This window comes from Phenylobacterium sp., from assembly GCF_036563385.1.
GTDB lineage: Bacteria > Pseudomonadota > Alphaproteobacteria > Caulobacterales > Caulobacteraceae > Phenylobacterium.
Genome location: NZ_DATCML010000015.1, coordinates 446,598 through 468,514 on the forward strand (window position 1 = coordinate 446,598; position 21,917 = coordinate 468,514).

At 70.4% G+C, this 21,917-nt stretch carries 24 protein-coding genes; 9 read left to right on the forward strand and 15 right to left on the reverse strand.

The window, feature by feature from the left end; translation table 11 throughout:
• Window positions 1–130: 130 nt before the first annotated feature.
• The 9 genes from lpdA to eno all read right to left on the reverse strand — a co-directional run bounded on the left by lpdA (window position 131) and on the right by eno (window position 8,692).
• Window positions 131–1,537: a dihydrolipoyl dehydrogenase gene (lpdA, locus tag VIL67_RS17235; protein ID WP_332050214.1), complete on the reverse strand. Its 1,407-nt coding sequence runs from the start codon at window positions 1,535–1,537 to the stop codon at window positions 131–133.
• Complete coding sequence (locus VIL67_RS17240) at window positions 1,534–2,013, reverse strand: glutathione peroxidase (RefSeq protein ID WP_332050138.1); 480 nt, start codon at window positions 2,011–2,013, stop codon at window positions 1,534–1,536. Before VIL67_RS17240 ends, lpdA begins: the two co-directional genes overlap by 4 nt.
• A gap of 6 nt (window positions 2,014–2,019) precedes the next feature.
• On the reverse strand, window positions 2,020–3,378 hold the full coding sequence (locus tag VIL67_RS17245; RefSeq protein WP_332050139.1) for a pyruvate dehydrogenase complex dihydrolipoamide acetyltransferase: 1,359 nt from the start codon (window positions 3,376–3,378) through the stop codon (window positions 2,020–2,022).
• Window positions 3,379–3,386: 8 nt separating this feature from the next.
• Complete coding sequence (locus VIL67_RS17250) at window positions 3,387–3,821, reverse strand: GFA family protein (protein ID WP_332050140.1); 435 nt, start codon at window positions 3,819–3,821, stop codon at window positions 3,387–3,389.
• Window positions 3,818–4,225 carry a GFA family protein gene (locus VIL67_RS17255; protein ID WP_332050141.1) on the reverse strand — a complete coding sequence of 136 codons (408 nt, stop codon included), beginning with the start codon at window positions 4,223–4,225 and terminating at the stop codon, window positions 3,818–3,820. Before VIL67_RS17255 ends, VIL67_RS17250 begins: the two co-directional genes overlap by 4 nt.
• Before the next feature lie 145 nt (window positions 4,226–4,370).
• The gene (locus VIL67_RS17260; RefSeq protein WP_332050142.1) at window positions 4,371–5,786 is read right to left on the reverse strand and encodes a pyruvate dehydrogenase complex E1 component subunit beta; all 1,416 of its coding nucleotides are present in this window, start codon (window positions 5,784–5,786) and stop codon (window positions 4,371–4,373) included.
• Window positions 5,783–6,823 (reverse strand): pyruvate dehydrogenase (acetyl-transferring) E1 component subunit alpha, encoded by a 1,041-nt coding sequence (pdhA, locus tag VIL67_RS17265; protein ID WP_332050143.1) that lies wholly within the window; start codon window positions 6,821–6,823, stop codon window positions 5,783–5,785. The genes VIL67_RS17260 and pdhA overlap by 4 nt, the downstream gene beginning before the upstream one ends.
• A 55-nt stretch (window positions 6,824–6,878) precedes the next feature.
• Window positions 6,879–7,175, reverse strand: coding sequence for an FtsB family cell division protein (locus tag VIL67_RS17270; protein ID WP_332050144.1), 297 nt, complete (start codon window positions 7,173–7,175; stop codon window positions 6,879–6,881).
• 236 nt (window positions 7,176–7,411) lie between these two features.
• Window positions 7,412–8,692, reverse strand: coding sequence for a phosphopyruvate hydratase (eno, locus tag VIL67_RS17275; RefSeq protein WP_332050145.1), 1,281 nt, complete (start codon window positions 8,690–8,692; stop codon window positions 7,412–7,414).
• A gap of 120 nt (window positions 8,693–8,812) precedes the next feature.
• On the opposite strand from eno, the gene VIL67_RS17280 reads away from it, so the two are divergent.
• Window positions 8,813–9,583: an enoyl-CoA hydratase gene (locus tag VIL67_RS17280; RefSeq protein ID WP_332050146.1), complete on the forward strand. Its 771-nt coding sequence runs from the start codon at window positions 8,813–8,815 to the stop codon at window positions 9,581–9,583.
• A gap of 247 nt (window positions 9,584–9,830) precedes the next feature.
• Here the strand turns inward: VIL67_RS17280 and rpmF are convergent, their stop codons facing one another.
• The gene (rpmF, locus tag VIL67_RS17285; protein WP_257818058.1) at window positions 9,831–10,013 is read right to left on the reverse strand and encodes a 50S ribosomal protein L32; all 183 of its coding nucleotides are present in this window, start codon (window positions 10,011–10,013) and stop codon (window positions 9,831–9,833) included.
• Window positions 10,014–10,104: 91 nt separating this feature from the next.
• A complete protein-coding gene (locus VIL67_RS17290; RefSeq protein WP_332050147.1) occupies window positions 10,105–10,488 on the reverse strand; it encodes an MmcQ/YjbR family DNA-binding protein in 384 nt (127 codons plus the stop codon).
• Between VIL67_RS17290 and VIL67_RS17295 the strand changes: the two genes are divergently transcribed.
• On the forward strand, window positions 10,487–11,173 hold the full coding sequence (locus VIL67_RS17295) for a TMEM175 family protein (RefSeq protein ID WP_332050148.1): 687 nt from the start codon (window positions 10,487–10,489) through the stop codon (window positions 11,171–11,173). The two genes, VIL67_RS17290 and VIL67_RS17295, sit on opposite strands and share 2 nt — an antisense overlap.
• Here the strand turns inward: VIL67_RS17295 and VIL67_RS17300 are convergent.
• Together VIL67_RS17300 and secG are read right to left on the reverse strand one after the other, a co-directional pair.
• Window positions 11,170–12,810, reverse strand: coding sequence for a CTP synthase (locus tag VIL67_RS17300; protein ID WP_332050149.1), 1,641 nt, complete (start codon window positions 12,808–12,810; stop codon window positions 11,170–11,172). The genes VIL67_RS17295 and VIL67_RS17300 overlap by 4 nt on opposite strands.
• A gap of 62 nt (window positions 12,811–12,872) precedes the next feature.
• Complete coding sequence (secG, locus tag VIL67_RS17305; protein WP_332050150.1) at window positions 12,873–13,331, reverse strand: preprotein translocase subunit SecG; 459 nt, start codon at window positions 13,329–13,331, stop codon at window positions 12,873–12,875.
• A gap of 120 nt (window positions 13,332–13,451) precedes the next feature.
• Here secG and VIL67_RS17310 point away from each other — a divergent pair, with 120 nt between their 5' ends.
• Entirely contained in the window at window positions 13,452–13,991 is a 540-nt protein-coding gene (locus VIL67_RS17310) for a GNAT family N-acetyltransferase (RefSeq protein WP_332050151.1), read from the forward strand.
• Window positions 13,992–14,055: 64 nt separating this feature from the next.
• On the opposite strand, the gene tpiA is transcribed toward VIL67_RS17310, so the two are convergent.
• A complete protein-coding gene (gene tpiA, locus VIL67_RS17315; RefSeq protein WP_332050152.1) occupies window positions 14,056–14,799 on the reverse strand; it encodes a triose-phosphate isomerase in 744 nt (247 codons plus the stop codon).
• A 125-nt stretch (window positions 14,800–14,924) separates the two neighbouring features.
• On the opposite strand from tpiA, the gene VIL67_RS17320 reads away from it, so the two are divergent.
• The 5 genes from VIL67_RS17320 to VIL67_RS17340 all read left to right on the forward strand — a co-directional run bounded on the left by VIL67_RS17320 (window position 14,925) and on the right by VIL67_RS17340 (window position 20,637).
• Window positions 14,925–16,850: a peptidylprolyl isomerase gene (locus VIL67_RS17320; protein WP_332050153.1), complete on the forward strand. Its 1,926-nt coding sequence runs from the start codon at window positions 14,925–14,927 to the stop codon at window positions 16,848–16,850.
• On the forward strand, window positions 16,847–18,379 hold the full coding sequence (trpE, locus tag VIL67_RS17325; RefSeq protein ID WP_332050154.1) for an anthranilate synthase component I: 1,533 nt from the start codon (window positions 16,847–16,849) through the stop codon (window positions 18,377–18,379). The genes VIL67_RS17320 and trpE overlap by 4 nt, the downstream gene beginning before the upstream one ends.
• A gap of 69 nt (window positions 18,380–18,448) precedes the next feature.
• Entirely contained in the window at window positions 18,449–19,360 is a 912-nt protein-coding gene (locus VIL67_RS17330) for a hypothetical protein (protein ID WP_332050155.1), read from the forward strand.
• A 37-nt stretch (window positions 19,361–19,397) separates the two neighbouring features.
• Window positions 19,398–20,009: a phosphatase PAP2 family protein gene (locus VIL67_RS17335; RefSeq protein WP_332050156.1), complete on the forward strand. Its 612-nt coding sequence runs from the start codon at window positions 19,398–19,400 to the stop codon at window positions 20,007–20,009.
• A gap of 127 nt (window positions 20,010–20,136) precedes the next feature.
• Window positions 20,137–20,637: a hypothetical protein gene (locus tag VIL67_RS17340; protein WP_332050157.1), complete on the forward strand. Its 501-nt coding sequence runs from the start codon at window positions 20,137–20,139 to the stop codon at window positions 20,635–20,637.
• 417 nt (window positions 20,638–21,054) lie between these two features.
• On the opposite strand, the gene VIL67_RS17345 is transcribed toward VIL67_RS17340, so the two are convergent.
• Window positions 21,055–21,240, reverse strand: a complete 186-nt coding sequence (locus VIL67_RS17345; protein WP_332050158.1) for a hypothetical protein — start codon at window positions 21,238–21,240, stop codon at window positions 21,055–21,057.
• Window positions 21,241–21,320: 80 nt separating this feature from the next.
• Here VIL67_RS17345 and VIL67_RS17350 point away from each other — a divergent pair, with 80 nt between their 5' ends.
• On the forward strand, window positions 21,321–21,911 hold the full coding sequence (locus tag VIL67_RS17350) for an anthranilate synthase component II (protein WP_332050159.1): 591 nt from the start codon (window positions 21,321–21,323) through the stop codon (window positions 21,909–21,911).
• Window positions 21,912–21,917 lie beyond the last annotated feature (6 nt).

Consider the following 21,917-nt stretch of genomic DNA (forward strand, 5'->3'; position numbering starts at 1 on the left):
CCCGCTGGAAGCGCGCAAGGCCGTAACGTGCGCCAGCTGTGATCAGCGGGCCAAGGTCGCGTCCGTTCGTGTGGTTCGTGTGGTTCGTGGTTCGAAACCTGCTGCGCTGGGCCTCCGCCCTTGTCAGCCGTCAGATGTGCAGGACCTGGCCGAAGGCGTCGAGCGCCGACTCGTGCATGGCCTCGCTCATCGTCGGGTGCGGGAACACCGTGGCGTGCAGCTCGGCCTCGGTGGCCTCGAGCGTCATGGCGATCACATAGCCCTGGATCATCTCGGTGACCTCGGCCCCGATCAGGTGCGCCCCGATCAGCGCGCCGGTCTTGCCGTCGAACACCGTCTTCACGAAGCCCTCGGTCTCGCCGGACGCGATGGCCTTGCCGTTCACCCGGAACGGGAAGCGGCCCACCTTGACCTCGATCCCCTTCTCCTTCGCCTGCGTCTCGGTCAGGCCGACTGACGCGATCTGCGGGTTCGAATAGGTGCAGCCCGGGATCGGCGAGGTCAGGTTCGCCGGCTTCAGCCCGGCGATGTGCTCAATGCAATGCACGCCCTCGTGGCTCGCCTTGTGCGCCAGCCAGGGCGGCCCGGCCACGTCGCCGATGGCGTAGAGCCCCGGCACGCCGGTCGCGCCGTGTTCGTCAGTGACCACGTGCGTCCGGTCGACCTTCACGCCCAGGGCTTCGAGGCCCAGGTCCTCGACGTTGCCAACAATGCCGATGGCCACGATGGCGACATCGCCCTGCAGCGTCTCCCCCTTGCCGCCGGCCTCGATCTCGATAGCGACGCCCTGCGCCGCCTTCGTCAGCTTCTTCACGCTCGCGCCGATGCGGAACTGGATGCCGCGCTTCTCGAAGGCCTTTTGCGCCGCCTTCGAGACCTCCTCGTCCTCCACCGGCAGGATGCGCGGCAGGGCCTCGATCACCGTAACTTCCGACCCCAGGGCTCTGAAGAAGCTGGCAAATTCGATACCGATGGCGCCCGAACCGATGACGATGAGCCGCTTCGGCGCCGACTTCGGGACCAGCGCTTCGCGGTAGGTCCACACGCGCTCGCCGTCCGGCTCCAGCCCGACGGCGGGGATGGTGCGGGCCCGGGCGCCGGTGGCCAGGATCACGTGCTTGGCCTGCACCGTGCGCGAGCCGCCGCCGTTCAGCGCCACCACCACCTTGGGCGCAGGGTCGCCCTTCTCGAGCTTCGCCGTCCCGGCGATCACCTCGATCTTGTGCTTCTTCATCAGGAAGGCGACGCCCTGGTTCAGCTGCGCCGACACCTTGCGCGAGCGCTGCACCACCTTGTCGAAGTCGAAGCCCCGCTTCTCAACGGACAGGCCGTAGTCGGCCAGGTGGTCCAGGGTTTCGTAGACCTCGCCCGACTTCAGCAGCGCCTTGGTCGGGATGCACCCCCAGTTCAGGCAGATGCCGCCCAGCTCGGCGCGCTCGACGATGGCGGTCTTCATCCCCAGCTGCGAGGCCCGGATCGCGGTCACATAGCCGCCCGGCCCGGAGCCAATCACCACAACGTCGAAATCTGCCATCAGAGCAAAGCCTCGATCGCGCCTTCCAGCGCCTTGGGTTCAACGGTGGGCGCGAACCGTCCCGCCACCTGGCCGTCGCGGCCGACCAGGAACTTGGTGAAGTTCCACTTCACCCCCTCGGTGCCGAAGAGGCCCTTCTTCGCCCCCTTCAGGTAGACGTAGAGCGGGTGCGCCTTGGGTCCGTTCACGTCGATCTTCCGCATCATCGGGAAGTCCACGTCGTATGTCAGCGAGCAGAAGCTGGCGATCTCCGCGGCGTCGCCCGGCTCCTGCTGGCCGAACTGGTTGCAGGGGAAGCCCAGCACCACCAGGCCCCGGTCGCGGTATTTGCGGTAGAGCGCCTCCAGCCCCTCGTACTGGCGGGTGAAACCGCACTTGCTGGCGGTGTTGACGACCAGCACCACCTGCCCGCGGTAGGCCGACAGCGGGGCTGGCCGGCCGTCCAGCGTCTCGGCCTCGAAATCGTAGATTGTGGCCATGGCGCCTCAGACGATCATGGTGATCGGGTCTTCGATCAGCGCCTTGAAGGCCGCCAGCCAGCGGGCGCCCACCGCCCCGTCCACCACCCGGTGATCGCAGGTCAGGGTGACGCTCATCACGGTGGCCACCGCCAGCTGGTCGCCGCGCGCCACCGGCCGCTTCTCGCCCGCGCCCACCGACAGGATGCAGCCCTGCGGCTCGTTGATGATCGAGGCGAACGACTTGATGCCGAACATGCCCAGGTTGGACACCGAGAAGGTGCCGCCCTGGAACTCCTCTGGCTTCAGCTTCTTGGTGCGGGCCCGTTCCGCCAGGTCCTTGGCCTCGGTGGCGATCTGCGCCAGCCCCTTCAGCTCCGCCTGGCGGATGATCGGGGTGATCAGCCCGCCGGGCACGGCGACCGCCATGGCGATGTCGGCGTGGTGGTGCATGGCGATGCCTTCCGGCGTGTAGGACGCGTTCGCCTCCGGCACCCGCTTCAGGGCGATCGCCGCGGCCTTGATCACCAGGTCGTTGACGCTGACCTTCACGCCTTCCTTCTCGAGCAGGCCGTTGATCTTCGCCCGCGCCGCCAGCAGGCCGTCGATCTCCAGGTCGATGTTCAGCGGGAAGTGCGGCACGTCGCGGAAGCTCTCGGTCATCCGCCGGGCCACCGTCTTGCGCATCCCGTCCAGCGGCACGAGGTCGTAGCTGCCCGCCGCGATCCCCATCTGCTCCAGCGACTGCGCCTGCCGCGGGGCGGCCGCGGCCGGAGCGCTCGTTGGGGCCGTGGCCGGCGCCTTGGCCTGCGGGGCTCCCGCCGAGCCTGGCTGCGCCTTCTCCACGTCCACTTTCACGATCCGGCCGTGCGGGCCCGAGCCCTGCACGGCGGAAAGGTCAATCCCCTTCTGCTCGGCGATCCGGCGCGCCAGCGGCGAGGCGAAGATCCGCGGGCCGCGCGGCGCCTGGAAGGCGGCGGCCTTCTGCGGCTCGGGCGCAGGCTTCGGGGCCGGCGCAGCGGGCGCGCCCTTCTGCACCGGGTCGGTGGCCTGCTCGCGGCTGGCGCGGGCCGAGTCCGTGCCCGCGTCCGGGGCGGGCGCCGCGGCGGCCTTCGGCGCCTCCGCGGCCGGGGTGGCGGCCTCGCCCTCTCCGGCCAGGCGGGCGATGGGGCTGTTCACCTTCACGCCCTCCGTACCCTCGGGCACGAGGATGTCCTCCACGACGCCCTCGTCCACGGCCTCCACCTCCATGGTGGCCTTGTCGGTCTCGATCTCGGCGATCACGTCGCCGGAGCGGACGGCGTCACCCTTCTTCACGTGCCACTTGGCAAGCGTGCCCTCCTCCATGGTGGGCGACAGGGCGGGCATGAGGACGTCGATGGGCATCGGCTCTCTCAGACGGTGGATTGGGCTTCGACGAGGACCGCCGGCGTCCAGCGGCCGGCGCGGCGCGCGCTCCGCTCGGCCGGAGCCTCGTCGTCATAGGTCATCGGCTCGGGGGTGCGGCCCTCGAACCCCGGCAGGTCCACGCCGCGGACGTTGATCACCGCCAGCAGGCCGCCGTCGGTCTCGCTCACCGCGCCCACGAAGGTCCCGCACTCGGCGCAGACCAAGAAGTCGCTGCTCTCGTGGCCGAACCGGTAGCGGGTGATCGATCCCGGCGCCGCCTCGAAGTGGGCGTGGCCGCCGGCGTCGCTCGTGTACTGGGCGTTCTGCCGGCGGCAGAACTCGCAGCCGCAGGCGCGCAGGGGCAGCTCCGCCGCCGTACGCTGGGTGTCCAGGATCACGCGGATCGCGCCGCAGTGGCAGTCTCCGGCCAGCTGGGTCATGCCGGCTCCTTGGACAGATGGCCGAGCTCGTGGGCGTTGGCCTCCCAGTTCTGGCCGTCGAAGGCGGTGAGGTCGAGGTTCACCCCCTCCAGGCTGTCCAGGCACCGGGCGTTGACGCTCCAGCCGTCCGGGTTCGACCGCGGCCGGTAGAAGCTCTTCACCCCGCACTCGGCGCAGAACAGGTGCTTCGCCACCCGGGTGTTGAAGGTGTACTCGGCCAGCCGCTCGGCGCCCCTGGTGATCCGGAACCGGCTCTCCGGCACGATCACGTGCACGAAGCCGGTCTTGGCGCACATGGAGCAGTTGCAGGTCTGCGCCTCGACCACCGGCCCCAGCGCCACCTCGAACCGCACGCCCCCGCAGTGACAGCCGCCAGCGCGCCAGGTGAAGGGACTGTCAGACACCGTCACAGCCTCCTCGCACCCCAAATTCCGCTCACCCCGGCGAAAGCCGGGGCCCAAGCTGACGCCAGGTTGGCCACCGCTCGAGCCGCATCGAGGCGGCCTGGATCCCGGCTTTCGCCGGGAAGAGCGGTGGAGGGCTGCGGGCTCATTTGTACGAGACCGCCTTCGCCGCCTTCACGATCTTCTCGACCGACGGCAGCGACAGGGCCTCCAGGTTGGCGGCGTACGGCAGCGGCACGTCTTCCTGGCAGACCCGGGCCGGCGGCGCGTCGAGGTAGTCGAACGCCTCCTCCAGCACCCGCGCGCAGATCTCGGCGCCGACGCCCATCGGGCCCCAGCCTTCCTCGACCGTCACCAGCCGGTTGGTCTTCTTCACGCTCTCCACGACGGTGGGGATGTCCATCGGCCGGATGGTGCGCAGGTCGATGACCTCCGCCTCGATCCCGTCCGCCGCCAGATCCTCGGCCGCCTTCAGCGCCAGGCCGACCATCCGGCTGTAGGCCACGATGGTGACGCCCGAGCCCTCCCGGCGGACCTTGGCCTTGCCGATCGGCACGACCCAGTCGATCCCCTCCGGCACATCGAACTCCTGGCCGTAGAGCATCTCGTGCTCCAGGAAGACCACCGGGTTCGGGTCGCGGATGGCGGCCTTGAGCAGGCCCTTGGCGTCGGCCGCATCGTAGGGGGCGATCACCTTCAGGCCGGGCACGTGGCCGTACCACGCGGCATAGTCCTGGCTGTGTTGGGCCGCCACGCGCGCCGCCGCCCCGTTCGGCCCGCGGAACACGATCGAGGTCCTCAGCTGGCCGCCCGACATGTAGAGCGTCTTGGCCGCCGAGTTGATGATGTGGTCGATCGCCTGCATGGCGAAGTTGAAGGTCATGAACTCGACGATCGGCTTCAGGCCCGCCATGGCCGCGCCGACGCCCACGCCCGCGAAGCCGTACTCGGTGATCGGGGTGTCGATCACGCGGCGCTCGCCGAATTCGTCCAGCAGGCCGCGGCTCACCTTGTAGGCGCCCTGGTACTGCGCGACCTCCTCGCCCATCAGGAAGACCGTCTCGTCGCGGCGCATCTCCTCGGCCATGGCGTCGCGCAGCGCGTCGCGGACCGTGGTCTTCACCAGGCTGACGCCCGCCGGCAGCTCGGGATCCTTCAGCGGCTCGTCGGGCATCACCGCGGCGGGCCCTTCGCCTTCGGGCTGCGGCTTGGCGGCTTCCGGCGGCTTCTTCTCAGGGTCGCCTGCCGAGGCTTCGCCTTCGCCGTTGCCACCGGTGTCATTCGCCGAAGCGCCAGCGTTTCCGCCGCCGTTCGTGGACGCCCCCTCGCCCGCGAGCCGGGCGATCGGGGTGTTCACCTTCACCTCTTCGGAGCCTTCCGGCACCAGGATGGCCTCGACGACGCCCTCGTCGACCGCCTCCACCTCCATGGTGGCCTTGTCGGTCTCGATCTCGGCGATCACGTCGCCGGAGCGGACGGTGTCGCCCACCTTCACGTGCCACTTGGCGAGGGTGCCCTCTTCCATCGTGGGCGACAGGGCCGGCATCAGGACGTCGGTCATGCGCGCGCTTCCGTATAGACGTCGGTGTACAGTTCGGACGGATCGGGCTCGGGCGAGGTGCGGGCGAACTCGGCGGCGTCGGCGACGATGCGCTTCACCTCGGCGTCAATGGCCTTGAGCGCCGCCTCGTCGGCGTAGCCCAGGCTCTCCAGCAGCTCTTCCACATGGTCGATCGGGTCGCGGGTCTTGCGGACCTCGTCGACCTCCTCCCGCGTCCGGTACTTGGCCGGGTCGCTCATGGAGTGGCCGCGGTAGCGGTAGGTCTTCATCTCCAGGATGTAGGGCCCCTGGCCGGACCGGGCGTGCTCGGCGGCCTTGGCCGCGGCCGCGCGCACCGCCAGCACGTCCATGCCGTCCACCTCCTCGCCCGGGATGCGGAACGAGGCGCCGCGCCGGTGCAGGTGGGTCTCCGACGAGGAGCGCTCGATGGAGGTGCCCATGGCGTACTGGTTGTTCTCGATGATGTAGATCACCGGGAGCTTCCACAGCTCGGCCATGTTGAAGCTTTCGTAGACCTGGCCCTGGTTCGCCGCGCCGTCGCCGAAGTAGGTCCAGCTGACCTTGCCGTTGTCGCGGTACTTGTTCGACAGCGCCAGGCCCGTGCCCAGGCTCACCTGGGCGCCCACGATGCCATGGCCGCCGTAGAAGTCGGCCTCGGTCGAGAACATGTGCATCGAGCCGCCCTTGCCGCGGGACGAACCCCCGGCCCGGCCGGTCAGCTCGGCCATCACCTCGCGCGGGTCCATGCCGCAGGCCAGCATGTGGCCGTGGTCCCGATAGCCGGTGATCACCTCGTCGCCCGGCTGCTTCACCGCCTGGACGCCCACGGCGATGGCCTCCTGGCCGATGTAGAGGTGGCAGAACCCGCCGATCAGGCCCATGCCGTACAGCTGGCCCGCCCGCTCCTCGAAGCGGCGGATGAGCAGCATGTCGCGGTAAAACCCGAGAAGCTCTTCCTTGGAGGCCCCTACCCCGTCGCCCTGGGATTGGGAGCCGTTGGCCTTCTGCCGTCCGGCGGCAGCCTGCCCACGCGCCATGCGTCTCTCCGTGATCTAGCTATGCGCCCTTTTTGTCAGAACCGCCGAGGCGGCCCTAGGGCTTCACGCGGATCACATAGTCTCTTGGATCGGCGAAGCCTAGCAGGGAGCGCGCCCTTTCCTCGAGCAGGTCGCGCGAAAGGCTGGTGTCGCGCATCAGTTGGGCGCGCATCTCCAGGTCCTGCCTCTGGTCGCGCAGCCGCTCCAGCTCCTGCGTCTTGGCCACCAGGGCGGCGTCCCGCTTGTCCGACTGCAGCAGTCCGCCCTCGCCGGTGAAGGCGTGGAAGCCGAAGTAGAAGATCAGGAAGGCCAGCGCTGCGGTGGGCAGGTACGGGCGGAAGCGGGCGAACACGGCGAATCCCTAGGCTCGGGCCCGCAGAATCGCCCCGCATGCTTAATAGGCCGCTAACCATCGGCCGCTCGCCGCGTCCGCGCCCCCCATGTTCGTCATCCCCGGGCTTGTCCCGGGGACCCATGATGGCGGCGACGCGGAGAGTGCGCCAGCGTCGCCGCCTCGGCCAGTCGCCCGACGCGGAGATCATGGGTGGCCGGGACAAGCCCGGCCATGACGACCGTTATCTTGCGGGCTCACCCCACCTTCAGCGCCTTGCGCCCAAGGTAGATCGCCTGGTCGCCCAGCTCCTCCTCGATGCGCAGCAGCTGGTTGTACTTGGCCGTCCGGTCCGAGCGCGCCAGCGAGCCGGTCTTGATCTGCCCGCAGTTGGTGGCGACGGCGAGGTCCGCGATGGTCGAGTCCTCGGTCTCGCCCGAGCGGTGGCTCATCACCGCCGTATAGGCCGCCCGGTGGGCCATATCGACGGCGTCCAGGGTCTCCGACAGCGTGCCGATCTGGTTGACCTTCACGAGGATCGAGTTGGCCAGGCCCTTCTCGATGCCCTGCGACAGCCGCGCCGGGTTGGTCACGAACAGGTCGTCGCCCACCAGCTGCACCTGCTTTCCAAGGCGCTCGGTCAGCAGGCCCCAGCCTTCGAAGTCGTCCTCGGCGCAGCCGTCCTCGATGGTAACGATCGGGAACTTGGACACCAGGCCGGCGAGGTAGTCGACCATGCCGGCGGGATCGACCGTCTTGCCTTCGCCCTCCATGACGTACTTGCCGCCCTTGAAGAACTCGGTCGAGGCCACGTCGAGGCCCAGCACGAAGTCGTCGCCCACCTTGTAGCCCACCGCCTCGCCGGCCTTGACGATGAAGGCCAGCGCATCCTCGGCGCTCGACAGGTTCGGCGCAAAGCCGCCCTCGTCGCCGACGTTGGTGTTGTGGCCGGCGTCGTGCAGCGCCTTCTTCAGGCCGTGGAAGATCTCCGCGCCCATGCGCAGGCCTTCCGCGAAGTTCTCAGCGCCGGTGGGCAGGATCATGAATTCCTGGATGTCGATCGGATTGTCGGCGTGCGCCCCGCCGTTGATGATGTTCATCATCGGCACCGGCAGCACCCGAGCCGACACGCCGCCCACGTACTTGTAGAGCGGCAGGGCCGCCGAGCTGGCCGCCGCCTTGGCGGTCGCCAGGCTGACGCCCAGGATGGCGTTAGCGCCCAGGCGGCTCTTGTTGGCCGTCCCGTCCAGCTCGATGAGGGTGCGGTCGATGCGCCGCTGGTCCTCGGCGTCCATGCCGGCCAGCGCGTCGTAGATCTCGCCGTTCACGGCTTCCACCGCCTGGCGCACGCCCTTGCCGCCGTAGCGGCCCTTCTCGCCGTCGCGCTTCTCCACAGCCTCGTGGGCGCCGGTGGAGGCGCCCGACGGCACCGCCGCGCGGCCCATGGAGCCATCCTCGAGGACCACGTCCACCTCGACCGTCGGGTTGCCGCGGCTGTCCAGGATCTCGCGGGCGTTGATGTCGACGATCTCGGTCATTTTGTCCTCTTGCGCAGGTTTCGGGGGGCGCGGGGTGGCTTAGCCACCTTCCCGGGCAAGGGCAACTTGACTTCACCCCGCGGCGGCCGGCTCTGGTCCGCGCACCAGGGAGGATGGGTCATGCTGCTCGTCGAGAAGGACGGCCCCGTCGCCGTCGTAACGCTCAATCGGCCCGAAGCGATGAACGCGCTGTCGAAGGCGCTGCGGGCCGCCCTGCAGCAGGCCATGGTCGAGCTCGACCGCGACGACGCCATCAAGGTCATCGTGCTCACCGGCGCGGGCGAACGGGCCTTCACCGCCGGCCTCGACCTCAAGGAGCTCGGGACCGATCCGTTGGGCATGGGGGCCGCCAACGCTGTGGATCCCGCCGAGAACCCGGCCCGCGCCCTGCTCGCCACGAAGAAGCCCATCATCGGGGCGATCAACGGCGTGGCGATCACCGGCGGGTTCGAGGTGGCCCTCGCCTGCGACGTGCTGCTCTGCTCCACCAATGCGCGCTTCGCCGATACCCACGCCCGAGTCGGCATCACGCCCGGCTGGGGGCTTTCCCAGAAGCTGTCGCGGGTGATCGGCCCCTACCGGGCCAAGGAGCTGTCGCTGAGCGGCAACTTCCTGGACGCGAAGACCGCCTACGACTGGGGCCTCGTCAACCGCGTGGTCGAGCCCGCCGAGCTGATGCCCGCGGCGCTGAAGCTCGCCCACGAGATGGCCAGCATCGAGACGGACATGCTGCTGACCTACAAGGCGATGATCGACGACGGCTACGAACGCACCCTCGCCGACGGCCTGGCCCTCGAGCACGACCGCTCGGTCGCCCACAACGCCGCCGTCACCCCCGAGATGGTCGAGCAACGCCGCGCCGCCGTCCAGGCCCGCGGCCGGGGGCAGTAGGAAACCCTCTCAAAGGGCCGCGGACGGAACCACGGAAGACACGGAAGACACGGACGCCGGCAGCCTGCGCCTTGCCCGCTGCAAGCGGGCGCTGTGACATGCCCGCCCTCGCGAAGCTTGGCCAGCCCACGCCAATTCCGTGTCTTCCGTGTCTTCCGTGGTTCTTCCCGCCTCCCGCAACCGCACGAATCAAAAACGCCGGCCTTGCGGCCGGCGTCCCGATCAGAGCCAGGCTCTGTAGAAGCGCTTAGTCTTCCTTCGGCGTCAGGACCTGGCGGCCCTTGTACATGCCGGTCTTCAGGTCGACGTGGTGCGGGCGCTTCAGTTCGCCGGTTTCCTTGTCTTCGACGAAGGAGTTCGGGCCGAGCGCGTGGTGCGAGCGCCGCATGTTGCGCCGGGACGGCGATGTTTTTCGCTTGGGAACGGCCATGGGAGAATCTCGCAGGCGTGGGAAATGGAAGCGGCGGCCGGTGAGGGCCGCCGACGTGAGCGCGGGCTTATGCATGAAACCCGCCCGCGTTTCAAGCGGGGCTTGCCGCCTTCACCAGGCGCTTCGGCGCCACGCTTGCCCAGGCCAGCCGCATCAGCCCCGGCAACCGCTCCGGCGCGAGCCGCTCATAGTAGACGAACGTCGCGCCGTTGCGGCCCCAGTGGCCCGGCACCGGCTGGATCGCATCACCATCCGATAGGTTGTGCTGATCCTCCGGGTCCAGCTTCAGCATGATCCGCGGCTGGTCGGCGTGCAGCGTGCAGAAGATCTTCTTGGCCACCCGGAACGAGGCCTTCTCGAAGTGCGGCTCCTCGTAGGCCTCGGGCAAGGCGAGCGCGATCCGGCGGATGTCGTGGGGCGTCAGCATCCGGCGGACCATAGCCAAGCCGTCCAGTCGGAGCCATAACGCCGGCATGGCCGACGAAGACTCCCGCAAGCGCCTGGACCAGTTCGTGGACGCCGCCTTCGGCTTCGCCGTCACCCTCCTGCTGATCACCGGGGCCGAGCCGCCACGCGATCTGGCCGATCTGCGCGCGGCGCTGCTCAACCTGCCTTCATCCGCCGCGGCCTTCGTCCTGATCGTGCTCTTCTGGAGCTCTCATCGCGCGTTCGGCCGCGTCACGCCCGTGCGCGACGCCTCGACGACCCTGCTGAGCCTGGCCGTGGTCTTCACAGTGCTCGTCTACGTCTACCCGCTGCGGTTCCTGATGCAGGCGCTGTTCCACTGGCTCAGCCTCGGCCGGCTGCCCGGACGCGAGCTGATCGACGGCCTCGGGGACCTCGCCTCGCTCTACCAGATCTACGGCCTGGGTTTCGCGGTGCTGTCCGGGCTGGTGGCGGCTCTGTTCGCCTGCTCCGTACGGCTGGCGCCGACCCCGGACCTGCGCGACGAGGGCCGCTCCTGGCGGGACGCCTGGCTGATCTGCGCCGGGACCGGGCTCGTCTCGATGGCGGTCGCCCTGCTGCCGCTGCGCGCCGCCCCCTGGCTTCCGCCCAGCATCTACAGCCTGATCCCGCTCGCCATCTGGCTGCGCGGTCGGGCAATCGCGCGGGCGGCGCGCAGGTCGGCGGTCGCAGCGAGCGATCCGGTGGCGGCCTAAACCAGCCGGCTCCGTTCCTTGGCCGCCCCGATGAAGCTGGCGAACAGCGGGTGCGGGTCGAAGGGCCGGCTCTTCAGCTCCGGGTGGTACTGCACGCCGACGAACCACGGGTGGTCCGCCCGCTCGCAGATCTCCGGCAGCACGCCGTCCGGCGAGAGCCCGGTGAACTTCAGCCCGGTGTCCTCGATCCGCTGGCGGTAGGCGATGTTCACCTCGTAGCGATGCCGGTGGCGCTCGGAGATGGCGTTCCCGCCATAGATCTCCGACACCTTGGATCCCGGCGCGAGCACCGCGTCATAGGCCCCGCAGCGCATGGTGCCGCCGAGCTCGCCGCCCGCCTGGCGGGTCTCCTTCTCGTTGCCGCGCACCCACTCGGTCATCAGGCCCACGATGGGCTCGGAGGTGGGGCCGAACTCGGTGGAGGAGGCCTGCTTGATGCCGGCCAGGTTCCGCGCCGCCTCGATCATCGCCATCTGCATGCCGAAGCAGATGCCGAAGTAGGGGATGTCGTGCTCGCGGGCGAACTTCACCGCCCGGATCATCCCCTCCGAGCCGCGCTCGCCGAACGCGCCCGGGACCAGCACCCCATGGACGCCGGTCAGCCGCTCGCCGATCAGGTCCTCGTCCTTCTCGAAGGCCTCGCCCTCGATCCAGTCGAACCGGACCCGCACATTGTTGGCCACCCCGCCGTGGATCAGCGCCTCGACCAGGGATTTGTACGCGTCGGTCAGGCCCGTGTACTTGCCGACGATGGCGATGTTCACCTCGCCGTCCGGATGGCTGAGCGTGTGCGAGATCTGCTGCCAGCGGGTCAGGTCTGGCGCAGGCGCGGTGTCGCGCAGGCCGAAGACGTCCAGCACCTCGGTGTCCAGCCCCTGGGCGTGGTAGTCCAGCGGCACGGCGTAGATGTTGGCGCTGTCCATCGCCTGGATGACCGCGCTCGGCCGCACATTGCAGAACTGGGCGATCTTGCGCCGCTCGCCCTCGGGGATCGGCTGCTCGGTCCGGCACAGCAGGATGTCGGGCTGGATGCCGATCGAGCGCAGCTCCTTCACCGAGTGCTGGGTCGGCTTGGTCTTCATCTCGCCCGCCGTCTTGATGTACGGCAGGAGCGTCAGGTGGATGTAGCAGGCGTGCCCTCGCGGCAGCTCCTGGCCGAGCTGGCGGATCGCCTCGAAGAACGGCAGGCCCTCAATGTCGCCCACCGTGCCGCCCACCTCGATCAGCACGAAGTCGACGCCCTCGCCCGGATCCGACAGGACGAAATCCTTGATCTCGCCGGTGACGTGCGGGATCACCTGGACCGTCGCGCCGAGGTAGTCCCCGCGCCGCTCCTTCTCGATGATCGTCTTGTAGATCTGCCCGGTCGTGATGTTGTCGGCGCGGGTCGCGTTGACGCCGGTGAACCGCTCGTAGTGACCAAGGTCGAGGTCGGTCTCCGCGCCATCGTCCGTCACGAACACCTCACCGTGCTGGTAGGGCGACATCGTGCCGGGGTCGACGTTCAGATACGGGTCGAGCTTACGGAGGCGGACCTTGTAGCCACGTGCCTGGAGGAGCGCGCCGAGGGCGGCGGACGCGAGACCTTTACCAAGGGAAGAGACCACGCCGCCGGTGATGAAGATGTACCGGGCCATGGGCGTTCAGATTAGCCGTGATTCGCGTCTGCGACTCGGTCGGCGTTGCGATTCGTCCACTGTTACTGCTGGGGCGCGGGGGCCGGGGCGGCCGGCAGGCCGGCGGCGGGCGCCGCGGGCTCGCCCAGCAGCGGATTGCGCACGGTCGGCGCCGGCGCGGTGATCGGCGCGGGCTGGCTGGTCGCCGGCAGGCCGGGCGCCGGCGCGCCTGCCGGGGCCTGCTGAGACGGGAGGTTCAGGCTGTCGGGATCGATCGCGTTCACCTTCAGCCGGTCGACCACCGACGAGGCGCCCCGCTCGCGGCCGGCCAGGATGGTCAGCAGCAGCGCGATCACGAAGAAGGAGATGCCCAGGATCCAGGTGGTGCGGGTGAGCAGGTCGCCCGCGCCGCGCGCCGTCATGAAGCCCGACGGCCCGCCGCCCATGCCCAGCGCGCCGCCTTCCGACCGCTGCAGCAGCACCACGCCCACGAGGCCGAGGCTGACGAGGATCTCGATGACCAGGAGGATGGTGAGCAGCATGTGCGAGCTTCTGGGCGTCCGGTGCGTTCAGGCGGCCACACCGCCCCGAAATGAAGGGCGCGCTCTATCACCGAGCTTTGGCCAAAGCCATACCTAGGACGTCGCAGCCCCTTGGCAAGAATGATTCTCGACCTGAAACGCCTCCCGATCCTGGAGACCGAGCGCCTGCGCCTCGAGCCGCTCACCGCGGCCGACGCCGCGCTGATCTTCGGCATCGTCGACGATCCCGAGGTGATGGCCTACTGGGACTGGCCCGAGATCGACGATCCCGACGTGATCGCCGAGATGGTCCGCGCGCAGGTGGAGGCGATGGAGGCGGGCCGCGCCATCCACTGGGTGGTGCGCACTCTGGAGAACGGCGAGTTCGTCGGCGCCTGCGACCTCACCGAGATCGACCGCCGCCACCGTCGCGCCGAGGTGGCCTTCATCCTGGGCCGCGACGCCTGGGGCCGCGGCTATGCGCTCGAGGCCATGCGCACGGTCACCGCCTATGCGGCGCTGAGCGGCCTGCGCAAGCTCGCCGCCCGCACCCACCTGGGCAACCGGCGCTCCGAGAACCTGCTCCACAAGCTGGGCTTCAAGGAGGAAGGCCTGCTCCGCGGCCACATCCTCAAGGACGGCGACCGCCGCGATTGCCGCCTCTTCGGGCTGCTGCTCTAGCCAACGTCTTCCGCTTCCCTTCCCACGCCAGCGGGACACTTCGTGGGAAAGGAAGGAGCGCCGCTCACAACGCCTGGACGATCGCCAGGAAGTCGCTGGCTTTCAGCGACGCGCCGCCGACCAGCGCCCCGCCGACCTCGTCGGCCTTGAGGATCTCCGCCGCGTTCCCCGGCTTCACCGAGCCGCCGTAGAGGATCGGGACCGTCGCCCCGTGGTCGCCGAACTGTTCGACGAGAGTGGCGCGGATCGCCCGGTGGACCTCCTCGATCTCCGGCGTGGTGGGCGTAAGCCCGGTGCCGATCGCCCACACCGGCTCGTAGGCCACCGAGAACGCCACCCCCGCCAGCTCGGCCGGGAGGGAGCCGCGCACCTGGCCGGTGACCACCTCCAGCGCCTGGCCCGCCTTGCGCTGCTCAAGCGTCTCGCCGACGCACACGATCGGCTCCAATCCGGAGCGCAGGGCCGCGCGCGCCTTGTTGGCCACGATCTCGTCCGTCTCGCGATAGCCCTCGCGCCGCTCGGAGTGGCCGAGGATCACCAGCTGCGCGCCGGCGTCCGCCAGCATCTCGGCCGACACGTCGCCGGTGAAGGCGCCCGCGTCATCCCAGTGGGCGTCCTGGCCGCCGACCAGCACCTTCGAGCCGGACAGCGCCTCGGCCATCCGGTGGATCAGGATCGACGGCGGGCAGATCGCCACCCGGCCGGGGCAGGCGCCCACGCCCTCGGCGATCGCCCGCGCCTCGCCCAGGGACGCAGAGGTCCCGTTCATCTTCCAGTTCCCGGCGATCAACGGCGTCGGAGCGGTCATTTGGCCTCACTTTCGTCCACTGGCGCGGGCGGTTAAGCCAAGCCGGCCCGCCTGTCACCTGCTTGCGGGGACTAAGAGGCCTCCACTATACCGGCCGGCAAGTTCGCGCCCGGGAAGGGATTTTGATGCTCGCCGCCATTCGCAAGTTCGCGAAATCCTGGGTCGCCGCCGTCCTGATCGGCCTGTTGATCGTCAGCTTCGCCGTCTTCGGCATCAACGACGTCTTCACCGGCGCCGGCCGCGACTCGGTCATCGAGGCCGGCTCCCGCACGGTCAGCTCCGCCGACTTCCGCCGTGAGTTCGACGCCCAGCGGCGGCGCATAGAGCAGCAGGCGGGCCAGCCGGTCCCGGTGGACTTCGCCGTCGAGCGCGGCCTGGATCGCCAGGTCCTGGAGGTGATGGCCGACCGCGAAGCCTTCGCCGCCCTCCTGGACAAGATCAACCTGCGTCCGTCCGACAAGCTGGTGGTGGACGAGATCGCCAAGATCCCGGCCTTCTTCGACCCGGTCTCCGGCCGCTTCGACAAGAACGCCTACCAGCGGCAGCTGCAGCAGAACAACTTCACCGTCGAGCAGTTCGAGAAGATGGCGCGCGACGACATCGCCGCCCAGATGGCGCTCACCGGCATCGTCGCCGGCGCCCGTGCCCCGCGCGCCATGGCGGCCTTGAACGCCCTTTACGGCCTGGAGAGCCGCGACGTCGCCGCCTTCGCCGTGACCCCGGCCATGGTCGGCCAGACGCCTGCGCCCACCGAGGCCCAGCTGCAGGCCTTCATGCGTGAGAACGCCCAGCAGCTCACCCGGCCCGAGTTCCGCATCCTCACCGTGGTCCGCTTCACCCCGGCTCAGGCAGGCGCCCTGCCCCCGATCACCGAGGAGGACCTGCGCAAGCGCTACGAGTTCCGCAAGGACACCTTCGCCACGCCGGAGACCCGCACGGTCGTGCAGGTGCCGGCCAAGGACCAGGCCACGGCCCAGCAGGTGGCCGGCCGGCTGCAGCGCGGCGAGGACCCCCGGGCCGTCGCGCGCACGCTGAAGGTCGACGCCATCACCTACGACAACCGGCCGCGCACGGCGATCCCGGACCGCCAGGTCGCCGACGCCGCCTTCCGGCTGCAGGTCGGCCAGGTCGCCCCCGTCCAGAGCGGTCTCGGCTGGCAGGTGGTCAAGGTGCTCGCCGTCACCCCCGGCCGCGAGGTCAGCCTGCAGGAGGCTCGCCCGGCGCTCGAAGCCGAGATCCGCAAGGATCAGGCCGTCGAGAAGGTCCTGGCCATGACCCAGGCCTACGAGGACGCCCATGAAGCCGGCGGCAACCTCGCCGAGGCCGCCGCCAAGGCTGGCGTGCCCACGGTCACCATCGGCCCGGTCTCCCAGGGCGGCCGCGATCCGCAGAACCAGCCCGTCGCCGGCCTCTCGCAGAAGCTGGTGGAGTCCGCCTTCGGCCTGCCCGCCGGCGGCGAGAGCGAGCTCGTGGAAGAGGGCGAGGGCCAGTACTTCGCCGTGCGCGTGGAGCGGGTCATCCCCCCGGCCCTGCCGCCCCTGGACGCCGCCCTCCGCGCCGAGCTGACCCGCGTCTGGACGGGGCGCGAAACCCTGAAGCGCATGCAGGCCCGGGCCGAAGAGCTCGCCGCCCGCGTCCGCAAGGGCGAGGCCATCGACGCCGTGGCGGCCTCCGCCGGCGCCCGCGTGGCCCGCATGAGCGGCCTCAGCCGCCAGTCCGCCGCCCAGAACCAGCAGCTGCCGCAGGACCTGCTCGGCCAGGTCTTCGCCGCCAAGCCGGGCGACGCCTTCATCGCCCGCGACAACCAGTTCGCCATGCTGGTGGGCCGGCTCGAGGCGGTTCGCCCCGGCGACGCCCGGATGGCCGCCCAGTTCACCGCGCTCGGCCGCGACCAGATGAGCATGGGCCTGTTCCGCGAGCTGGAGGAGGGCGCCCGCGCCGCCGCCCGCCGCGCGCTGAAGGTCAAGCTCGATCCCGAGCGGGCCCGCACCGCGCTGGGCCTCGCGCCCGAGGACAAGCCGGAAGGCAAGGCCGCGGGGAAGGCCAAGTGACGGCGGAACCCGCCTTTGCGGACTTCCAGGCCCGCTACGAGGCGGGCGCGTCGCAGGTCGTCTGGACCCGGCTGATCGACGACCTGGAGACCCCGGTCTCGGCCTACCTGAAGATCGGCCACGGCCGGCCCTACGCCTTCCTGTTCGAAAGCGTCGAGGGCGGGGCTTTCCGCGCCCGCTACTCGATCATCACCCTCAACCCCGACCTCGTCTGGCGCTGCCGCGGCGACCAGGCCGAGATCGCCGAGGGCGACGACATCGACGCCGGCCGCTTCACCGCCCAGCCGGGCGGCGCGCTGGACAGCCTGCGCGACCTGGTGGCCGCCTCGCGCATCGAGCTGCCGGCCGGCCTGCCGCCGCCGTCCGCCGGCGTCTATGGCGCCATCGGCTACGACATGATCCGGCTGGTGGAGCACCTGCCCGACGTCCCGCCGGACCCGCTCGGCCTGCCGGACGGCGTGCTCACCCGCCCCTCCATCGTCGCGATCTTCGACGCCATCGCCCAGGAGATCCTGCTTGTCACCCCGGTGCGGCCGAGCGGCCTGTCCGCCAAGGACGCCTACGCCGCCGCCGAGCACCGCCTGGCCCAGGTGATGGCCGACCTGAAGCGCCCGACCCCGGCCCTGGTCGGCAACGGCGAGCCCGAGCCCGACCGCTTCACCACCCCTGTGAGCCGCGAGCGCTACCGGGAGTTCGTGGAGAAGGCCAAGGACTACATCCGGGCCGGCGACATCTTCCAGGTGGTCCCCAGCCACCGGCTGCGCAGCCCGTTCGAGCGCGACCCGTTCGCCCTCTACCGGTCTCTTCGGCGGATGAACCCCTCGCCGTTCCTCTTCTATCTCAACTTCGGGGACTTCCAGCTGGCCGGCTCGTCCCCGGAGATCCTGGTCCGGCTACGCGACGGAAAGATCACCATCCGTCCGATCGCCGGCACCCGCCCCCGCGGCGCCACGCCCGCCGAGGACGCGGCCCTGGAGCAGGACCTCGTCAACGATCCCAAGGAGCGGGCCGAGCACCTCATGCTGCTCGACCTCGGCCGCAACGACGTGGGCCGGGTCGCCATGCTCAAGCAGGCCGGCGCCAACGAGGCCCAGCCTTGGAGCCGCGGACCGCGCGTCCGCGTCACCGACAGCTTCTTCGTCGAGCGCTACAGCCACGTCATGCACCTGGTCTCCAACGTGGAGGGCGACGCCCCCGAGGGCCTGGATCCCGTGGACGTGGTCATGGCCGCCCTGCCCGCCGGCACCCTCTCGGGGGCGCCCAAGGTGCGCGCCATGGAGATCATCGACGAGCTGGAGGTCGAAAAGCGCGGGATCGGCTATGCCGGCGGCGTCGGCTACTTCGGCGCCGACGGCTCGGTGGACACCTGCATCGTGCTCCGCACCGCCCTGATCAAAGCCGGGACCATGTACGTCCAGGCGGGCGGCGGCGTGGTCGCCGATTCGGATCCTGACGCCGAGTACGACGAGACCCTCCACAAGGCCCGGGCCCTGCGCCGCGCGGCCGAAGAGAGCTGGCGCTTCGTCTAGCGGGCGGTCGCGCCGGATTGACCGCCCCGCCGTCCTGGAACACCGTTCACCAAGGGGCCGGGGGGACTCGTGGACCATTCCATCGCGAAACGGCTGAGCGCGCGGCTGGCGAACGCCTTTGTCCTCGACCTCGTGAAGGTCGGCGGCCACGGCCGCGACATCGCCGCGCCGCTCATCCGCGCCGCGGTGCTCCACGCCGGGGTCGCCTGGATGATGCGCGACCCTGCGCTTCAGCGGCAGTACGCCACCTTCGCGGCGGACGTGCCCGACGAGCTGCGGCGACCGACCGCCGTCTCGGCCATCGCCCAGTCCATCTCCGTTCCCTTCGAGACGGTGCGGCGGCAGTTCGCCGCCATGCTGGAGGAAGGCGCGTGTCGCCGCTCGGGGCGCGGCCTCATCGTTCCTGCCGCGGTGACCAGCAGTCCCATGTTCGAGCGCGGCCTGAACCTGCAGTTCCAGGCGCTCACCAGGCTGCATGCCGACCTTCGCAGCCTGGGCCTGGTGGAGACCGCGCCGCCGCCGCCTGGCGCCTGGCCCGAGCCGCCGGTGCGTCTGGCGGGTCGGTTCGTCATCGAGTTCGTGCTGCGCTTCCGCGAGCAGCTCGCCCGACAGGTGCCGGATCCGGTGAGCAGCGTGATGCTGATGGAGATCGTGGCCATCAACACCGAAGGCCTGTCGGCGCGCGAGCACGGCGGGATCTCGCTCGGCGGCTTCGTGCCGGACCACCACAGGACGCCGGCCGCCACTTCGGCTCTGGCGCAACGCCTCGGCATCGCCAACGAGACCGCCCGCCGCCACGGCCTCGGCCTGGAGGCCGCGGGCTTCTGCAAGCGTGTGGACGGCGGGCTGATCGTCCCGTCGAGCGTGCTGGAGAGCGTGCCGGTCCAGGAGTTCGTGGAAAGCAGCCACCGCAACCTGCAGCGGCTGTTCTCCCAGCTTGCGGCCTTCGGCGTGCACCAGGTCTTCGACGTGGCCGCCTGAGCCGGAGCCCGGCCTCGCTCCGGCGCGTTGCGCCTGCATGGATATGCAAACACCGGCCAAGGCCGTCGCCTCCGCCGCCCAGACGATCGAGCGCGCGGACATTGACCTCGGGCGACGGGTCGCCGGGACGCGCGACCATCCGCTGTCCAGGACCGCCGCCCGGGCGGGCAAGCTCGGGGATCAGGAGCCGCTCTACGCCATGGCGGCCGGCCTGGCCGCCGTCGGCCTGCTCGCCCGGCGGCCCCGCCTGGCCATGAGCGGCCTGCGGATGGGGCTGGCCGTCGCCGCCGCCGACCTGGCCAAGAGCGCCCTGAAGAACCGGCTCACCCGCACGCGGCCCCATGTGCTGCTCGACGAAGGGGTCTATCGCCGGTCGGCCGGCGGCGCCGACGACAAGCCCGCCCAGTCCTTCCCGTCGGGGCACATGGCCGGGACGTCGGCCGCCGCCGCCGCCCTGGCGCGCAGCTTCCCACGCTCTGCTCCGGTCGGCGCTGTCCTCGCCGGCGCCCTGGGCGTCAGCCGCGTCAGCAAGGGGGCGCACTGGCCGCTGGACGTCGCCGCCGGCGCCCTCGTCGGCCTGGCCGCCGAAGCCGCGACCGCCGGTCTCCTCGCCGCCCTGCGCCGCCCGCTCCGGCGTCACGTCGCCTGACGCCCTCACCCCTTCGCGGGGCGCTTCCCTGAGGTCGCCGCGGTTTTCCTTGACTTCCGGCGCCGCTTATGTTCCCGTTATGTTCATGGCGTTGGACCCCTCAGTCGCCGATGATCGTCACAGCCAGATGCTCGCGCAGCTGGCTTCGATGACCTTCACCCTGGCGCGGGAGCTCTCCAATCGGGCGCTGGAGGCCGAGAGCGACGACGACGCCGTCAAGCTCGCCGCCGCCTTCCACCAGGTGTCCCGCGGCCTGCGCCAGACGCTCGCCCTGGAGATGAAGGTCATCCGCTTCAGGGCCGAGCTGGAGAGGGACATCTGGCCGCGCGCCGCGGGGGCGCAGTCGGCGACCCCGCACCCGGCCGCCAGCGCCGAGTCGAGCGAGAAGCGCCACCGGGTCGCCTCCGCTGTCGAGCCGCTGATCTGGAACGAGCGGGAAAAGCCCGACTTCGACGAGGACGAGGCGCACGCGCGGCGCGGCCGCCTGCAGACGTTCCTGGACGGGGCCGAGCGCCGCCCGACTTCCTGCGCGTCGCCCTGGCCGACCTGGTCGAAGACGCCTGCGCCTCCGTGGGCGTCGACCCGGCTCCGCTCTACCGCTACTTCGGCCCCGACGGCCAACCCGTGACCCCCGACGAAGCCGCCGCCTTCCAGGCCCTCTGCGACGCCGGCCCCCAGCCCCCGCCGGACTCCAGCTGACCCCATTCCGCTCATCCCGGCGAAAGCCGGGACCCAAGCTGAGTCACGGGCGCACTGACGGGCGCAATAGAAGAACGAAGACCACCCAGGCGGGCCTCCCAAGGGGGCCGCGCCCCATCACGCCTGCCCTCCCCTCCCCACCTGTTATCCCGGTTTCGCGGCACGCGAAGACCGGGACCTCCAGCTCCGCATCCCGGCGTTCCCGCCACGGCCGCCCGCCGCGCGTCGCCACAACCCCGGCCGACAGAGGTCCCGGTCTTCGGCTGCGCCGAAACCGAGATGACAGCAGGGGAGATGGGGCCAACCGCCTTGGCGCGTCGTCAGGCGCCGCACGCCGCCGCGCCCCCTACTCCACCCCCGCCACGTGCTCGGTCACGACCGGGGGCGCCAGGATCATCGCCGTGGCGAACCCCAGCGCCGTCGCCGCCGCGAACGCCGCCGCGGCGACCACAGGCCACAGGCGCTCCTTGCGGGCGCGCGGCGCCACCAGCTTGCGGGCGCGGGCCAGGGCCTCGATATCCAGGGCGGACATGGGCCGCAGGATCGCGGGAGTCGCCCCCATCGCCAATCGGCGCGCTTGGCGCGGACGCCCTCAGCCCCTAGAGAAGTCGCATGATCCTGGTGATCGATAACTACGACAGCTTCACCTACAACCTCGTCCACTACCTGAACGAGCTGGGGGCGGAGACGGTCGTCCACCGCAACGACGCCCTCAGCGTCGGCGAGGCCCTGGGGCTGAAGCCGCAGGGCGTGCTGCTGTCGCCGGGCCCCTGCACCCCGAACGAGGCGGGCGTCTGCCTCGACCTGCTGCGCGCCGCGCCTGAGGACCTGCCGATCTTCGGCGTGTGCCTGGGCCACCAGGCCATCGGCCAGGCCTTCGGCGGCGAGGTCGTGCGCGCCAAGGCGGTGATGCACGGCAAGACCAGCCAGATCCACCACGACGGCCGCGGCGTGTTCGCGGGTCTGAAGAACCCCTTCACCGCCACCCGCTACCACTCGCTCTCCGTGGAGCGGCAGGTGCTGCCCGAGGCGCTTGAGGTCACCGCCTGGACCGAAGACGGCGAGATCATGGGCGTCCAGCACAGGACCCGCCCGATCCACGGCGTGCAGTTCCACCCGGAATCCATCGCCACCGAATGCGGCCACGAGCTGCTCGGCAACTTCCTCGATATCGCCGGCGTGAAGCGCCTGGCCGTCGCCTGAACCCAC

Bases quoted from the DNA above. Each gene is read 5' to 3' on its own strand.
- VIL67_RS17240 (WP_332050138.1), bottom strand. From the start codon at position 2,013: ATGGCCACAATCTACGATTTCGAGGCCGAGACGCTGGACGGCCGGCCA.
- VIL67_RS17245 (WP_332050139.1), bottom strand. From the start codon at position 3,378: ATGCCCATCGACGTCCTCATGCCCGCCCTGTCGCCCACCATGGAGGAG.
- VIL67_RS17250 (WP_332050140.1), bottom strand. From the start codon at position 3,821: ATGACCCAGCTGGCCGGAGACTGCCACTGCGGCGCGATCCGCGTGATC.
- VIL67_RS17260 (WP_332050142.1), bottom strand. From the start codon at position 5,786: ATGACCGACGTCCTGATGCCGGCCCTGTCGCCCACGATGGAAGAGGGC.
- pdhA (WP_332050143.1), bottom strand. From the start codon at position 6,823: ATGGCGCGTGGGCAGGCTGCCGCCGGACGGCAGAAGGCCAACGGCTCC.
- eno (WP_332050145.1), bottom strand. From the start codon at position 8,692: ATGACCGAGATCGTCGACATCAACGCCCGCGAGATCCTGGACAGCCGC.
- VIL67_RS17280 (WP_332050146.1), top strand. From the start codon at position 8,813: ATGCTGCTCGTCGAGAAGGACGGCCCCGTCGCCGTCGTAACGCTCAAT.
- rpmF (WP_257818058.1), bottom strand. From the start codon at position 10,013: ATGGCCGTTCCCAAGCGAAAAACATCGCCGTCCCGGCGCAACATGCGG.
- VIL67_RS17295 (WP_332050148.1), top strand. From the start codon at position 10,487: ATGGCCGACGAAGACTCCCGCAAGCGCCTGGACCAGTTCGTGGACGCC.
- VIL67_RS17290 (WP_332050147.1), bottom strand. From the start codon at position 10,488: ATGCCGGCGTTATGGCTCCGACTGGACGGCTTGGCTATGGTCCGCCGG.
- VIL67_RS17300 (WP_332050149.1), bottom strand. From the start codon at position 12,810: ATGGCCCGGTACATCTTCATCACCGGCGGCGTGGTCTCTTCCCTTGGT.
- secG (WP_332050150.1), bottom strand. From the start codon at position 13,331: ATGCTGCTCACCATCCTCCTGGTCATCGAGATCCTCGTCAGCCTCGGC.
- VIL67_RS17310 (WP_332050151.1), top strand. From the start codon at position 13,452: ATGATTCTCGACCTGAAACGCCTCCCGATCCTGGAGACCGAGCGCCTG.
- tpiA (WP_332050152.1), bottom strand. From the start codon at position 14,799: ATGACCGCTCCGACGCCGTTGATCGCCGGGAACTGGAAGATGAACGGG.
- VIL67_RS17320 (WP_332050153.1), top strand. From the start codon at position 14,925: ATGCTCGCCGCCATTCGCAAGTTCGCGAAATCCTGGGTCGCCGCCGTC.
- VIL67_RS17335 (WP_332050156.1), top strand. From the start codon at position 19,398: ATGGATATGCAAACACCGGCCAAGGCCGTCGCCTCCGCCGCCCAGACG.
- VIL67_RS17340 (WP_332050157.1), top strand. From the start codon at position 20,137: ATGCTCGCGCAGCTGGCTTCGATGACCTTCACCCTGGCGCGGGAGCTC.
- VIL67_RS17345 (WP_332050158.1), bottom strand. From the start codon at position 21,240: ATGTCCGCCCTGGATATCGAGGCCCTGGCCCGCGCCCGCAAGCTGGTG.
- VIL67_RS17350 (WP_332050159.1), top strand. From the start codon at position 21,321: ATGATCCTGGTGATCGATAACTACGACAGCTTCACCTACAACCTCGTC.